The following is a 15,226-nucleotide window of genomic DNA, read 5'->3' as shown; positions in this document are numbered from 1 at the left end:
AACTGACATGATAAAACATTGTTTTTTTGTTAAATTGGCGACATTTCGAAACGTTCGCATTGTTGTCACATTCTTAGAATTCTTTTTGATGCATTTCTTTTATGTGGAAGTGTGTAAGTCTAACCTTCTTACCGAATGATGGGTTGGAGTCAATCGAGTTAAATGTTGAATAAATTAAATTTAAGAAAATTGATTTTGCTTTTATGCATGTTCAGTGTTGCCATCACGTTACTGAATGCTTTGTATTCGGTGTACCGAGTACAGAGAGCCTTAATACTTAACAATACGATGGAGTCGAACTGGGTCTACGCAGAAAAAATGGCAAGCATGACGGATACTTTCATTAATTCAGCAATGTCACAACTGAATTTCAGTGCTAATAATCTGAGAGATAAGATGGGCAATATTCAAGCATTAGACCGAGAAGTCGACCGTTTGAGATTGCAGACAAACTCTTTTAATTCAGTGGTTATTGTGGATACAGAAAGCACCATCATTGCGATATCGCCAGAGACATTAGCAATGAAAGGCGTGGTCTTAACGCAAGAGCCTGCTCGTCAATCTTTGAATGCCAGAGCGCCTCTCATCACAGACCCTTTTGTATCACCTTCGGGTAATTATATTACCAGCATTTCCCATCCAATTTACGCTGAAACCGGAGACTATCTGGGGTATATCAGTGGTACATTGTATCTTGATAAGGCAAACATCTTAAATACGATTTTAGGTAAACATAGCTATCGTGATGGCTCCTATATGTATGTGGTTGACCGGAACGGGACCATCATTTTCCACCCTGATGAAAGGCGAATTGGACAAGTTATCAAAAATAACGCGGCGATCACTGCCGTTATCAACGGTGAAGATGGGTACGCTGAAATTATCAACTCACAGGGAATTGATATGTTAGCGGGCTATGCCCCTGTTAACAATTCCAGATGGGGTGTGGTGGTACAGAAGCCGAAGAGTAACGCCCTAGAAAGCCTTGATAAACAAATGTATGACGTTATGTTGGAGGGACTACCACTTGGTTTAGTGACGTTGTTGTTGATTTGGGGTTTTTCTGTATTTATTACACGACCGCTAAGACAGCTAGCTAACGCCGTCACTCATGTTGAAAATTATCAATCCACGGTATCAAATTTAACACGAATCAACGCGTGGTATTTTGAAGTTAAGCATTTAAGACGGAGCTTTTTGAATGCCTTTAGTATCGTATCGAATACCATTGATAAGCTACATTCTGACACGTTGACCGATGCCATGACGGGATTACTCAATCGTAGAGGCCTTGATAAAGCGATTGAGCAATTTAGGGAGCAGAATAGGCCATTTTCGTTATTGGCCTTGGACATTGACCATTTTAAGAGGGTCAATGACACCTTCGGTCATGATGTTGGTGACGAGTTAATAATAAATGTGGGTAAAAAAATGACAGTTCAAGCAAGAACCCAAGACATCGTCTGCCGCTCTGGTGGGGAAGAGTTTGTTATTTTCCTTGCTAATACAGATTCCGTGCAAGCCTTTGATGTTGCAGAGCGGATACGTCGTTCTATCGAAGTTTTTGATTTTGAGACTGTTGGTCGTGTGACCATTTCAATTGGTGTTTCTTATTGGCAAGGACAAACGGAATCTGTTCACGAAGCGATAAAACATGCAGACAATGCGTTATATGAAGCTAAGCGTAAAGGCCGAAATCGTACAGAGATGCATGCCTCCCAATGAGAAATAGAGATGTCGTTATCTATAAGTGTTCTGATTCAGCGTGTAATACAGAAATGTTCAAAGTTTCTTAGTCGAAGAATTAAGTCATATTTCTTTTATCATCAATTGGTCTACTTTTGGTTATGTGAATCAGGATATGGTTGGGATACTGAGTTTGCTCATGGATAGGAATTTGCGCCAAGTACTATCTACACCAAGGTAATGGTTTTGTTATAGCATAAATTTCATATTACACTTTGCTATGAAGAAGGTAATTGATACTTTCAATGAGCTTTGTTAAGGAAGCGATACTTGTAAAATGTGTCTGATGAAAGAGTTCAGTATAAAACTTAAAGATTATGATGAGTTAGTAGACAAGTATTCAGAATTATTACTAAGGGAGCTAACAGACGAATTTGGAGATGAAAGCGTTGCGTTATATTTAACGACTTTGTCTTTTGATCATCTCTGGCTGCATTTGAAAAATAATCCAATGCCAAATGACATACTTATATGGTTACATGCAAACGCATAACACATCAATATGGTTAAAGAGTTTAAAGGCCAGTATCCATAAATGGTTATATATCTGCCCAAAAGCACTATGAGAAAAGATAGTATTGCCTTGTTTAGTGGCAGCAGAAGGTACTTTCCATCTATGAGAGTTTAGACTTGATTGTCAGAGATACTGATAAAAAGCTCTGAAACTTTCGAGAAGATATTCGTGGTATTTGATATGTGACGCTTCAATAAAATTTGCATGGGACAAGTTTTCTTTGTTTGCTCTCTCGAGTTCAATCCTAAGTAAATTTATAACCAAGTGGTCGTTTTAAATGCCTTCGTATGGTTGCGGTTTTTGGTACTAGATCGATGTAGGCTAAGAGATGTCATACTGTAACCAATGAAATGTTAAGCATCTTTAGTCGATACCTATCACGTACAAGTTATGTGAAATAGCTTTTCATCATGGTATTCAAAACTTCTAGTTGGTTTTTGTGTTTTCTTCGAGTTACATCTCATAAGTGATCAGCATCAGCGAGTGTAAGGTGTAGCGAACTATGTTCAGTTATGTAGCAAGGCAGCCCATTTTTGACAGAAATTTAGACATTTATGGTTATGAATTACTTTATCGTGATGGACCAAGTAATGCATTTCCGAATGGGATGACCTATGGCATCACCGAACGCCTATTTGTTGAACAGCATTTGACTTATCAAGGGGTATTACTCGATCAAAAATTGGGGTTTGTGAACTTTGATTACGATGATCTAATTAATGAACTGCCGTTAGAGTTCCCAAACGACCAGTATATCGTTGAGGTATTGGAAACCTGTCAGCCTGACGCAGATCTTTTGCATGCTTTACAATCTCTTAAAGCGAATGATTACATTGTTGCACTCGATGACTTCTGTTTTAGTGATAAACGTTGGAGTCCGTTTATTGACGTTGCAGATATCATAAAGTTCGATATACGAGCCTGCCCGTTAAACCAAATTAAACATTTTGCCATTGAGTTGAAACAGCGCAATAAAAAGTTATTAGCAGAAAAAGTTGAAACGTATGAAGAATATGAAGAAGCCAAGGGGTTAGGCTTTGATCTCTTTCAAGGCTATTTTTTCTCTAAACCGCAATTAATCAAACACAATAAACTCGATGAAGTGTTCAAAGCAAACATAGAGCTTCTGCAAGAAATCACTAAGACAGAGTTTTCTGTCGACACCATTGAAAAAATTATCGCTAAGAGTCCATCCCTAACAATTCGATTGTTCAACTATGTCAATAGTCAAGTTTCTGTACGTGCAGAAATCAGTTCAATTAATCAAGCAGTGAGTTATCTAGGTAAAGAAAGGCTCAAGCGATTTTCATCGCATCTGATTATATCTATGTGCCCGAAGAACAAGCCAAAATCATTGTTTCTTAGCTCATTATATCGTGCACATCTTCTTCAAACGTTAGCGTTGGAATTCCATGGAGGAGCTGAAACCGGAAAAGCATATATCACAGGTATGTTGTCGCTTATCGATGCGTTAATGGACATGCAGATGCCCGTGATTCTCTCCAGTTTAAACTTGAACCGAGACATCACTGACGCTATTTTGGAGTACAAAGGTGATCTCGGTGAATTGTTATTATTGGTTAAATCCTTAGAAGAAGGTAATTGGAGCTATGTAGACAAGTTTCAGTCGAACCACAACAAAATTTCGCCGTCAATGTCAAAACGATTTATCAATACGATTGCTTATGTAAATAAGAATTTGGATTGAAGAGGCTGGTATTCCAGTCATGTCAAATGTTCCCGTAACGGACTTGCTTTGCAGTTGTATAAAGATGCAACTACTTTAGAGTTTAAACCGAGTGCTTTTCGGAGCCATCCGAAGCCAAGTTCTCGTCAAATTCTTTGGTATCCCACAACATTTTGGTTTCCAATATTTTTTCAATTGAGTCCTCAAAGGCTTGAACCAATCTTGGGTCAAAATGACTACCAGAACCATCGATGATTTTTTGAATGGCATCTTCAGTTGTCCAAGGCGCTTTGTATACACGCTTCATGGTTAAAGCGTCAAAGACGTCAGCAATCGCGACAATTCTTGCGCATTCGGGAATATCCTCCCCAGCTAGTCCTCTTGGATAACCCGTACCGTCCCATCGTTCGTGATGGTACAACGCAATTTCTGAAGCCATTTGAAAGAGAGGATTTGGACTCATACTGAGTATCTGATGACCAATTTCGGTATGCGTTTTCATGATTACCCACTCTTCAGCGGAGAGTTGTCGCGGAGCTTTTAATATTTCATCGGGTATGCCTATCTTGCCGGTATCGTGCATTGGGGACGCGAGTTCAAGGCGTTGTACGAGTTCTGGATCCCAACCTATCTGCTGTGCAATGATTCGTGCGTAGGCCGACATTCTCCATACATGGACACCTGTATCGGTATCATTGAAATGCCCCGCTACGCCGAGCATGCAAGTCGTAGCATGTTGTGTCTGTTCAAGTTGCTGAAGTTTGACCAATGATAATTGATTTTTAATGCGTCTTTTTACAATAGGAGCCGATACTGGCTTCAATATATAATCAACTGCACCCACATCAAACCCTTTAGCCTCATCTTCAATGTCGCTCATTGCTGTGATGAAAATGACAGGTATGGATTTTGTTTTATCATTGAGATTAAGCAGTTGGCAGACCTGATATCCATCGACATTCGGCATCATGATATCTAAGAGTATTAGGTCAGGAAGATGGTTGATTGCAACGTCTAATGCCTTTTCTCCATTCGTAGCGAAAACGAGCGTGTATTCGTCGCAGAGAATCTGTTTCAGTACATCGAGATTGGTGGGTTCATCATCAACAATGAGTAATTTTTTCTTCATCTATCTATTCCAAGTCGTTGAGTAGATGAGCTTGTAGTTCCTGAACTTTTTCTAAAGCAGCATCAAAATCATATCTGAGAACTTCTTGTTTTATAGGGGACAACATTTTAGCACCCAAATATTGTTCCAGTTCTTTCAAAACAGGTTCAACATCGTCTGGATTGAGCAGTTCAAGAGATTGCTGGAACTGCTCCAAAAGGGCAAAAACGGCAGTTTGGTTATACGTTTTCAATTGCACATCTTGTGGAGATGCAATTTGCAATTTATTGATAGCATTGACTGCTTTTAGCAAAAAGACATCAAGACTCTTCAATTTGTCCGTTAGCTTTGAACGGTTATTGCCTTTGAGTTCGTGGTTGATATGAATACAGCTAGATGCCACATCAAGCAACATCAGATTTCCTGACACGCCTTTTAGTGCATGGGTGAGCAGGTAAGCATCCGTGTCGTTGTTGTCTTTAATCAATTGAGTTAATCGCTTTGTATCATCAGCATGTGTTGAAGCAAATGATTGGAGAGCTTGTGCGTAAGTAAGCGGGTCTCGCCAGTTTCTAAGTGCCGCACTGACATCGGCAACAGACCCGACCACAGAGAAATCGATGGTCGATTCTATCGTCGGTTCAATGGTCATTTTTGTATGACTTTTCCCTTTGTGTGCGGCAACACATTGTTCTATGGTCATCAAAAGATGATTGAAATCGATAGGTTTCGCTTCGATACAGTCCATGCCGGACGCCATGCATTTTTCGTATTCTTCATTAAAGACACTAGCGGTAAGCGCAATAATTGGGATTTTGTCTGATGAATTGATTTCGAGTTGTCGAATATGGCGAGTTGCATCCAGTCCATCCATTACGGGCATCATCACATCCATCAGTATGAGATCGAAAGAATTCTGTTTGAACAAATCGATAGCCTCAATGCCGTTTTTAGCCCAAACGACGGAATGTCCTTGTTGCTCAAGTCTTAACATAACTAAAGTGGCATTCTCTGGTATGTCCTCGGCGACAAGAATGCGAAATACTCTTGGAGAAATGTAATCTGAGAGCTTATCGGACGTAAGTTCGTCGTAGAGACACTCGATATTTTTTTCAGAGACGGGTAATCGGCAGGTAAAGGAAACTTTCGTACCTTTTCCCAATTCACTTCGAACCCAAATTTTTCCAGCCATCATCTCAACAAGTTGTTTACAGATGGTTGTTCCTAAACCTGTACCACCAAAACGCCGGCTAATTGAACTGTCAGCTTGAACAAAAGAGTCGAAGACAACGTTTATCTGCTCTTCTGTCATACCAATCCCCGTATCCGTAATCGAAAATAATAGCTCTTCCTGTTTATCTCCCTTCAAAATATTTATTGAGACAGTTCCTTTCTCTGTGAACTTAATGGCATTTCCGACTAAGTTAACTAGTATCTGTCGTAGGCGATTTGGGTCACCGATGAAGCGTTTAGGCAGTCTAGTGTCATAGTGAATACTGAAGGAGAGTCCTTTCTCTGAAGCTTTGTGATGCAACATCTTCATTGAGTCTGCGACAGCATTGGGTAAGTGGAAACAAACATTGTCTAAGGTGTAGTGCCCACTTTCTAACTTTGATACATCTAAAATATCGTCAATCAAAGAAAGTAACGATTTTGATGAAGAGACAATAATATCCATGTATTCAGAAAGCTGAGGGCTTAGTTCTTTGGACTGTTTAATGATGTCTGAAAAGCCGATAATGGCATTCATCGGCGTACGGATTTCATGGCTCATATTGGCGAGAAAGGCCGATTTTACTTTTGCTGCTTTTTCTGCTGATTCTTTGGCAAGTTTAAGTTCGGCTTCCTTACGCTTTTGCTCAGTAATGTCTCGAATGAATGCGACGAAGAGATGATGACCGTTTTTAAACTCTTGATGACCAATAGCAATAAACGCTGGGAATAGTCTTCCTTGTTTGTTTTTGGCTGTGACTTCTAATCCTTTTTGCCGATCGCTGATCGCTGCATTATTCAATGCGAGTAAACTGTCGGTCTCGCAGTCCCCAGCAAAAAGAGTACTGAAATGACGTCCAACAATATCGTGTTCTTGCCATCCAAAAAGTTCCTGAGCCAGTGGGTTGAAGACCATTATGATGCCATTCTTATCCATGGTAAAAATGCCATTTGCTGCAGTTTCAATGATCGCTTCCACTTCCTTGGTTGCTATGCTCACTAACTCCTCAAGCTTCTCTCTATGGTGGAGAAGTTCTTGCTCTACTGCTTTTTGTTCGGAAATGTCCGTCATGATCCCAACAAACATTTTCTCCTCTCCCATATTCATTTCCCCAACAGATAAATGAATAGGAACTTGTCTACCGTCTTTTCGTCTTGCTAGAACTTCACGTCCAGTACCAATGATTTTGGGTGACCCGCTGCTTAGATAGTTTGATAGGTAGCCATCATGCATAGAGTGATAGGGTTCTGGCATCAGAATATTCACATTCTTACCAACAACGTCTTGTTCTAAATAACCGAGAAAGGTTTCCGCTGACTTGTTGAATGACTTGATGTTCCCTTTAGCATCAATGGTAATGATAGGGTTTACTGCTGTATCTAATACTGCTCGCGAGAATTCTTCACTTCGACTCAGTTCACGTTCGGTTTCTTTCTGTGCACTTAAGTCAAAAATGGAACCAATAAAGAGGCTCGTGGTGTCAATCTTTACGTGATTAACGGTTAACCACATGGGAAATGTGCTCCCATCTTTTCTCATCGCGGGAAGTTCTCTGCCTTGTCCGATAATGTGAGCATTATTATCTACTAGATATCGGTGCAGATAATCGTTGTGATGAGAACGGTAAGGCTCTGGCATAAGAATTGATACATTTTGGTTCATGACTTCATGGAATTTATAACCAAAAATATCTTCCGCAATCGGGTCAAAAGATTTTATAAAGCCTTTTACATCAATTGTTATGCTGCCAACCGAGTTCTTTAGAACTTTACGATTCATAAGCTATTCACTTTCAAGTTCAGTTGCAGCAACTAAGGTTGTATCAAGAAAAAGCCCTAAACCTGTTTGCTGACAACGTATTAGTGATATTGGTTATTATTTACTTACAAGTATAGTGAACAGTAAAGCATGTGCTTGAAGTTTTATATGTGTTATTGAGTATCAGGGTAGGGCTAATGTTACAAATGAGACTAGAGCATGACAAACAAATATGCCCCTTTTTGAGTTTAAACGGATATAAGTACTTTTCTTGTTTTTGACTTTTCAATATAAAAAACTCATGCATAACTGTATTGAACTAAGCTGTGCTGGATTCAAAACATTAACCCTTAGATTTTTTTGTTAAATATTGTTAGCAATTTGTACGGCTTTATGATGTTAAGCTCTAAATAACACCAGATTTAGCAATAAAAATATCGCCATGCTAGCCACTGTTGTAAGCAATACATTTTTAGTTTTCCACGCAAGGATCCCTGCCAGTAAGGACGCCCAAATGTAAGGATTCGTGGTATCCAGCCACAACAATTTTTCATGGGTAAATACAATCGGTGCCCAGATTGCGGTAAGCACTGCTGGTCCAGAATAACTTAAAAAACGTTGTAGGTTAGGGCTTAGACGCAGTGGCAACAAAGGCTCTAGAAACACATAACGGCTCAAGAAAACTAATGCTGTCATTGCAAATATTGATAACATAATCATACACGTACCCCTTGCAACTGTTCTGTAGCATAACCCGCTAGCATCGCGCCGACACTAGCGACCATAAGGCTGCCATCTACATTGATTACTGTTAAGCTAACTGAAAGTAGTATTGCTACCAAGACAGACACAACCATTGGCAAACTCTTTATATTCGGTATCACGATTGCAATAAATGTCGCCGCGACAGCAAATTCCAGCCCTAGTTCGTTCAGTGAAGGGATGTGACTACCAGCAACAATACCAACGAGTGTCGCGAAGTTCCAAATCAGATAGAAACTTAATCCAGCACCGAGCGCGTACCATCGGTTGAAATGTTGCTCTTTCTGTTGGCCGCACAACGCAAACAACTCATCGGTCAACAAAAAACCGAGGATGAGTCGCCAACGAGTTGGCAGTGGACTGATTTTACTACGCATCGACACACTATAGAGAACATGACGAGAGGTAATAAATAGTGTGGTGAGCAACATAGCCATCAGGCCTGTACCTGCTTTAATCATCCCGGTTGCGACAAGTTGCGCTGAACCAGCAAATAAAATTGCTGATAGCGCCTGACTTTCAAACGGATTTAATCCAGCATCAATAGCGAACGAGCCTGCAAGTAGCCCCCAAGGCAAAACAGCCACGCTCAACGGTAGCATGGCAATGGTTCCTTGCCAGAAGGAACGGGATTTTGATTCAGTGTATGAATGCCGTGACAAAACTGTACTACTCATGAAGTCATCCTAGTTGTGAATATTAACGTTATACGAAACACGCTAAATTTAAGGTTTGAAGCTGAAATTAGCTGGAATCATGACATCACAGTGCTGAGGAAAATACTTGTACAAAGTTGCTGCTTAAAAATGGTAGTAGCGACTTAATGTTGAATGTATTGCTTGGGTGTAATTCCCATCGCTTTTTTAAAGTGGCGGTGGAGATGGCTTTGATCGTGAAAGCCGCATTCATGTGCGGTATCGGAAATTGAATGTCCAGCTTTGAGTAGCCTACGAGCATAACGTAGTCGAGCCTGAATTTGGTATGCGTGAGGTGGAAATCCAAATTGTTTCTGAAATGCCCGTACCAAATGAAACGGACTGATACCGGCCAATTTAGCAAGTTCCTCCAATGAGACATCGGCCTGTGGAAAGTCATCGAGAAACTCTTTTACCAAAGTTAACTGCTTCTGGGCTTTGGATATTTCAACTGGCTTAGGCGGAGTTTTACCATGACGTGCCATTAGCTTGACTAAACTAGCGTACACTAGAGTTTCGCGCAGTAGGCGGTTGTCGGATTTTTCTAGAGTAGAAAACACTAGGCGAAATTGATTGGCAAGCTCTGGGTCATTCACCACTGCGTCGGGAAAGTAAGGTGTGCCATAACTGCTATTGCCGAGTTCTCGGCTAATGGTCTGAAACTGATCGGGTAATGGATACATTGCTTTGTAGGCCCAACCGCCTTCTGCTGCTGAATGACCGGTATGCATTTCGTCAGCATTGACCAGAATAATAGTGTCTTGCGGGGCTATGTGATTTGCTCCCGTACGATAAAAACGCTGAGCACCGCGTTCAATTACACCTATAGTGTATCCTTCATGACTGTGACGGGAAAAATTCTGGGTCTCATATTTAGCATCTAGTAGCTCAATTCCACCAAGTTCATCTGCCACTTGAAATTTTGCACTTTCCTTTGATTTGAGGGAGCGTTGTTTGTCCATAATCCACTCTTTGTACGACGGCTGTTTAGTTTACACCTAAATCTGCTTTGTGTTTTGTACAAAATTGCTCACATGACGGAGGATAAATTAATAAACATAATTTGTTTTATTGTTTGGATTATAGTGATTCCTATTGTCGCTGATAAAAAACGAAATCCATTAAATTTGGAATGGACAGCTTACAGACTGGATACCCGTTTTCTTCGGAGGGGTGTTGCTCGGTATCTTTGTAATGCAGAACTGTCCACGGATGTTTCAGTTCACCCTGACCGAATCTCGTCGCGACTGGAACAGTTCTAGTTGATAGCCAGACTCTATGTTGACCAACAACATCGAAGAGGAGGTCAACATGAGAAAGTCATCTTCGGGAAAATGTAGCGGCATTAAAAGCCATTCAAGTTGGAAGAGATTTGGCGAATCAGAACTAGGCTAGAACTTGAAAACGACCTAATGCAGCTTGCACTACTGAACCTAGCCATTGATAGCAAGTTAAGGGCAAGTGTTCTATTAAAACTCCACTTTGAAATCTGTTTCTTTATTGGCATACACAAAGGCCGTTTCGGAAAACCCAACCTGTTGAGCAATGTGTTTTTTTTTTGCGCGACGCTAAGAGTGGGTGGTCCTAAAACAACTCCAGCAGGGTTTCCTCCTGAACCTTTCTTGGTAAAAGAATTAACAAGGTAGACATTTATGTCATGTTCAATCGCGTGTGTCATATCTATGGTCACTAATTTGCTCCCCCAAATTACCAAGTTTGATCTAAGTCTTGTGCGTAAAGCTTGATAGCATGTTTATAGGTTAAGATTTCCTCTGAGTTTGTGGTGTCAACCAGAAGGTTCAACAGCATCTCTCAATAGCTCTTTTATGCTCACCAAGGTTATATAAGCACATGCATAAAATGGCGTAACCTCAATTGCATTAGGCTACGACGATTAATGGATGTAGCCGATCAGATCGTTGCTTCTTGATTTAGTTCCATTGATTTAAGCAACAAAGCCATTTAGAAAAGTAATTGAGTTATTTTTGTCCATTTGTCAGTTAGAGGAAATGACTATTCCACGAAGTTAATGAAATCTAGACCAAAAGAACTTATCCGATGGGTTTTGGCATATTTATAGTTGTTGGCTTATTCGCAAAGCTAATGCCTGCTAGAGGTTTCTATTTCGTACAAACTGCTTTGGCGTTATTCGCGCAATCTGCTTACATTCTCTAGTCATGTGCGCTTGATCGGCAAAGCCCTGATCCAGCGCCAGATCCGACAAAGCAACATCTGGTTGCGCTCGAAGCTGTTCTAAAGTCTGTTTCACTCGTTTAATACGTTGGTAATGTTTAGGCGTAATACCTAACCATTTTTGAAAATGACGTTCTCTCTGCCGTTGGCTGATCGCCCCAAGTGGCTCGTCAATAATATGACCGACTTCCTGAGGCTCGCATTCTGAAATCAGAGTTTGTATCCAGCGATATAACGCAGAAATCCTCGCTGACGGCGAACGCATTTCTTGCAGAGATGCATATGTTGGCAGCGTCGAACAAGCGAGAGGGTGGTCGTCTCCAATCCGCAACGGCTGTTCTAAGCGTTGACCAAACAACTGATAACCTACAGCCGGATGGAAGCGTACTCCGGCCATCACTGTGCCTGGAGGAAGAGTAACCTGATGTGCGATTGTGCTGACTGGCAGAAGCAGAACCCCCGATTCTTGCCAATAGTTGTCGATCTGCACTTCATTTTGCAAAATGAACACCACGCCTGTGCCAGCGTCGCTAAGTAGTTGCTTACGCACGGTTTGTACAGTGTCAGGCTTTACGGAAACCGACCAGATTGCCTGAACATAACCAGCTAACATTCCTTGCGGTTTGAAAATCTCAAATTCTAAATTCAAACGGATTATCCTTCTTAACCTCAACTTAAATAAGAAAGTTGTATAAATTCACTTCCATAAAAATTAAGTTGAGGTGCAAGCTGTGGTGTACGGTTCAAAACAGCCGGAGTGGAATTACTTTGGCTGATACACTCCGACCTGCGGCTTAAATGCCTTCACTATTCTGTTCCAACTGTTGATGGCATTGACTGCAATAGTCAGATTGACCATAGCTGTTTCTCCAAAGGTATTCAAGGTAAGCTCATAAGCATCATCATCTACTGGCATACCCGCTGTCAGCAGTTCAGCCCAGCTCAGTGCAACGCGTTCTGCATCGCTATAAAGCGGCATGTCTTTCCATGCACTGAGTCCCCATATACGTTCAGGCTTTTCACCCAGTTTAAGAGCGTCTTTACTATGCATATCGATACAAAATGCACACTGATTGATTTGCGAAACACGCAGTTTAACCAGTTCCCATATCGTCATGTTCATGGTGTCTGACTGGTGAAATTGCTCATGGAAGTAAGCTTCCTGAGCATACAAAATGTTGATTGCCTTTGGTGCTATGTCAATGTAGTTGAGCCGTTTTTGCATGGTCTTTCTCCCTTGTTTTTCTCAGGATAAAAAACGCGTTTAGCAAAAGATTGAAGATTTTCGACATATGCTTGAGCAAGCTAGATGCGCGGCTGAGATGTGTTCTCAGCCAACCGACGTAGTAGGAGCAAATGAATAAGCTGGAGCAGTTGACCTAGCTCGCTTGCGGGCCAGCCTTTTTATTCAAGCTATCGCGGCCTAACTATAGATATCTCTGTACTCTATACTTTGTTAAACTCCGCCCTTTGATGAGCAAGGTCCCTAAAATGATGACTGACGAAGAGAGAATCGAACTGCAACAAAACAACCCTTTGCACGGGTTAAAGCTAGAGACTATGTTGCAAGAGTTGGTGGATTTTTATGGCTGGGACATTCTAGATACAGCCATGCGTTTTAATTGCTTTAATACCAAACCTTCGATTGCAAGTAGTGTGAAGTATTTAAAGAAAACCGACTGGGCGAGAGAAAAGTTAGAAAACTTTTACCTTTATCGCTTTAAACGCATGCCACGCGCGAGTGAAGAAGAATACAATTTGCCACCAAGAGCTCGTACTTTCCCTCATGGTCTTGAACCTAAAGAGCCGATGCCGCTAACTGTTGACTCTATTCTCAACTCACAAGCGAAAGCAGCATCTGAATTTAAAAAACGCTCACCTCGCGGACGTCCGACACGTCGCTAGTACACTACCTTGGAAAGCAATAGAGCCCTACTGATGCAACCAGCAAGGCTCTATTGTTCTTTAAATGGGTCAACGGCAGCGAGAAACCAATTTGGTTTATCTGCGCCCAAGAAACTTTCGCAATGAAACTAACTTGTGGTTTAAGTCTTCTACTGATTGCGCGTTTTCTTGTTTTTACCCGTACCTGCTGGCTTTGCCCGTGGCTTCATTGGTAAAAAGTATGCTTCACTTTGATCGTCATTCACTTCAAAGCCCTCGACCTGTTCGCGTTCAAGCTGGAACTTATTTTTCTTTTCTATCACTTTAAAATGGTGGTAGTCATCATAATCGATAAGAGATAGGCCCAGACCCACTTCGCCCGCTCGGCCACTACGCCCGATTCGATGCATATAGTCAGCAGGACTACGCGGAAGATCGAAGTTAATCACCACTGGCAGTTTTTCAATATCAAGACCGCGAGCAGCGATATCAGTAGCAATTAGTACTTGAATCTCACCAGACTTGAAACCCTCAAGGACACGAGTACGCGCACCTTGTCCTTTATCACCATGGAAAACTTCCGCAGTGATGCCTCGTTTTGACAGTTTTTGCGCTAAGTGGTTACAGGCATTCTTAGCATTAACAAAGATTAAAGTTTGTCGCCATTGATGCTGTTTGATTAGATGGGCGAGTACCGCAGTTTTCTCACCTTTATTCACACTAAACACGCGTTGTACCAACGTGCTAGCTTCGGCACTCTGCAGCTGAACTTCAACAGGATCGTTAAGTAAGTGCTGAGCCAAAGCTGTGACTTTGTCAGGGAAAGTGGCAGAAAATAGCAGTGTCTGTTTCTTCTTTGGTAGTAAGGCAAGAATCTTATTGAGTTCTTCTGTAAATCCCAAGCTCAACATACGGTCGGCTTCATCGAGCACGAGCGTTTTTACTTGGTCTAACTTAATCGCGTTACTCGATACCAGATCAAGTAGTCGTCCTGGCGTTGCAACAACGATGTCACTACCACCACGCAGTGCTAGCATTTGAGGGTTCACTGATACGCCACCAAATACGGCAACCGTTTTGATTTTATCTCTAAGATGATATGAGTAGGATTTGACACTGTATGCTACCTGCGATGCCAGTTCACGAGTAGGAACCAAAATTAAATGAGAAACGAAGTTGCCACGACGATCATTTGATTCACCTTGCTGAAGAATTTTCTGCAGAATTGGCAGCGAGAAAGCGGCAGTTTTACCTGAGCCTGTATTGGCCCCACCTATCATATCCCGCCCGGCAAGAACATGAGGGATTGCATGAGATTGAATAGGTGTGGGTTGGTTATATTCTAATGCTTCTAGTCTCTCGACTAAGGTAGGAATCAGGCCAAGATCGGCGAATGTCGCTTGCTGTGTTTTGTCTGTCATTACGAAGAGTGGCTCAGTACTGGGTAAAGGCCGTGTATTTTATGCTATTTAACACGAGGGTGTTAGCGATAATAAACCAACTAGATTATTGACTGTCGCAACAGAACGCTGGTAATCCCTACCAGAAATAACCTAGCTATCGCTAGTGGCAGATCGCGTAATACCTCTGCGCGGAATCTCCCATTAACACGCGTTGTACAACAAACTACGTTTGACCATGTAGTTAAAATAGACGGAGACTGTTT

General features: G+C 41.4%; 11 protein-coding genes and 1 pseudogene. 4 read left to right on the top strand and 8 right to left on the bottom strand.

Features of this window, described 5'->3' with window-relative positions; translation table 11 throughout:
* Positions 1-162 precede the first annotated feature (162 nt).
* Together AAGA51_RS19785 and AAGA51_RS19780 are read left to right on the top strand one after the other, a co-directional pair.
* Positions 163-1,725 carry a sensor domain-containing diguanylate cyclase gene (locus AAGA51_RS19785; protein ID WP_042485756.1) on the top strand — a complete coding sequence of 521 codons (1,563 nt, stop codon included), beginning with the start codon at positions 163-165 and terminating at the stop codon, positions 1,723-1,725.
* A gap of 1,037 nt (positions 1,726-2,762) precedes the next feature.
* Positions 2,763-3,968 (top strand): EAL and HDOD domain-containing protein, encoded by a 1,206-nt coding sequence (locus AAGA51_RS19780; protein WP_042485762.1) that lies wholly within the window; start codon positions 2,763-2,765, stop codon positions 3,966-3,968.
* Between the two features lie 82 nt (positions 3,969-4,050).
* Here AAGA51_RS19780 and AAGA51_RS19775 read toward each other — a convergent pair whose 3' ends face one another.
* The 5 genes from AAGA51_RS19775 to AAGA51_RS19755 form a co-directional block, all read right to left on the bottom strand.
* A complete protein-coding gene (locus AAGA51_RS19775; RefSeq protein WP_042485765.1) occupies positions 4,051-5,076 on the bottom strand; it encodes an HD domain-containing phosphohydrolase in 1,026 nt (341 codons plus the stop codon).
* Positions 5,077-5,080: 4 nt separating this feature from the next.
* Positions 5,081-8,047: a PAS domain S-box protein gene (locus tag AAGA51_RS19770; RefSeq protein WP_052404594.1), complete on the bottom strand. Its 2,967-nt coding sequence runs from the start codon at positions 8,045-8,047 to the stop codon at positions 5,081-5,083.
* A 378-nt stretch (positions 8,048-8,425) separates the two neighbouring features.
* Positions 8,426-8,746: an AzlD domain-containing protein gene (locus tag AAGA51_RS19765; protein ID WP_042485769.1), complete on the bottom strand. Its 321-nt coding sequence runs from the start codon at positions 8,744-8,746 to the stop codon at positions 8,426-8,428.
* Positions 8,743-9,465: an AzlC family ABC transporter permease gene (locus AAGA51_RS19760; RefSeq protein WP_042485771.1), complete on the bottom strand. Its 723-nt coding sequence runs from the start codon at positions 9,463-9,465 to the stop codon at positions 8,743-8,745. Before AAGA51_RS19760 ends, AAGA51_RS19765 begins: the two co-directional genes overlap by 4 nt.
* A 143-nt stretch (positions 9,466-9,608) precedes the next feature.
* The gene (locus tag AAGA51_RS19755; protein ID WP_042485774.1) at positions 9,609-10,445 is read right to left on the bottom strand and encodes an AraC family transcriptional regulator; all 837 of its coding nucleotides are present in this window, start codon (positions 10,443-10,445) and stop codon (positions 9,609-9,611) included.
* 399 nt (positions 10,446-10,844) lie between these two features.
* On the opposite strand from AAGA51_RS19755, the pseudogene AAGA51_RS19750 reads away from it, so the two are divergent.
* Positions 10,845-10,961 (top strand): annotated as a pseudogene (locus AAGA51_RS19750) (integrase); the annotation flags it as partial.
* A 632-nt stretch (positions 10,962-11,593) separates the two neighbouring features.
* Here the strand turns inward: AAGA51_RS19750 and AAGA51_RS19745 are convergent.
* The gene (locus AAGA51_RS19745) at positions 11,594-12,325 is read right to left on the bottom strand and encodes a helix-turn-helix domain-containing protein (protein WP_042485782.1); all 732 of its coding nucleotides are present in this window, start codon (positions 12,323-12,325) and stop codon (positions 11,594-11,596) included.
* A gap of 114 nt (positions 12,326-12,439) precedes the next feature.
* Complete coding sequence (locus tag AAGA51_RS19740; RefSeq protein WP_042485784.1) at positions 12,440-12,901, bottom strand: carboxymuconolactone decarboxylase family protein; 462 nt, start codon at positions 12,899-12,901, stop codon at positions 12,440-12,442.
* Between the two features lie 266 nt (positions 12,902-13,167).
* On the opposite strand from AAGA51_RS19740, the gene AAGA51_RS19735 reads away from it, so the two are divergent.
* Positions 13,168-13,581, top strand: a complete 414-nt coding sequence (locus AAGA51_RS19735; RefSeq protein ID WP_042485787.1) for a VF530 family DNA-binding protein — start codon at positions 13,168-13,170, stop codon at positions 13,579-13,581.
* Positions 13,582-13,730: 149 nt separating this feature from the next.
* On the opposite strand, the gene AAGA51_RS19730 is transcribed toward AAGA51_RS19735, so the two are convergent.
* Positions 13,731-14,981 (bottom strand): DEAD/DEAH box helicase, encoded by a 1,251-nt coding sequence (locus tag AAGA51_RS19730; protein ID WP_042485790.1) that lies wholly within the window; start codon positions 14,979-14,981, stop codon positions 13,731-13,733.
* Between the last annotated feature and the right edge of the window lie 245 nt (positions 14,982-15,226).

The sequence above is a fragment of the Vibrio diazotrophicus genome, assembly GCF_038452265.1.
Lineage (GTDB): Bacteria > Pseudomonadota > Gammaproteobacteria > Enterobacterales > Vibrionaceae > Vibrio > Vibrio diazotrophicus.
Note: the sequence above shows the minus strand (reverse complement) of the source record. Positions and strands in the feature narration are given on the sequence as shown.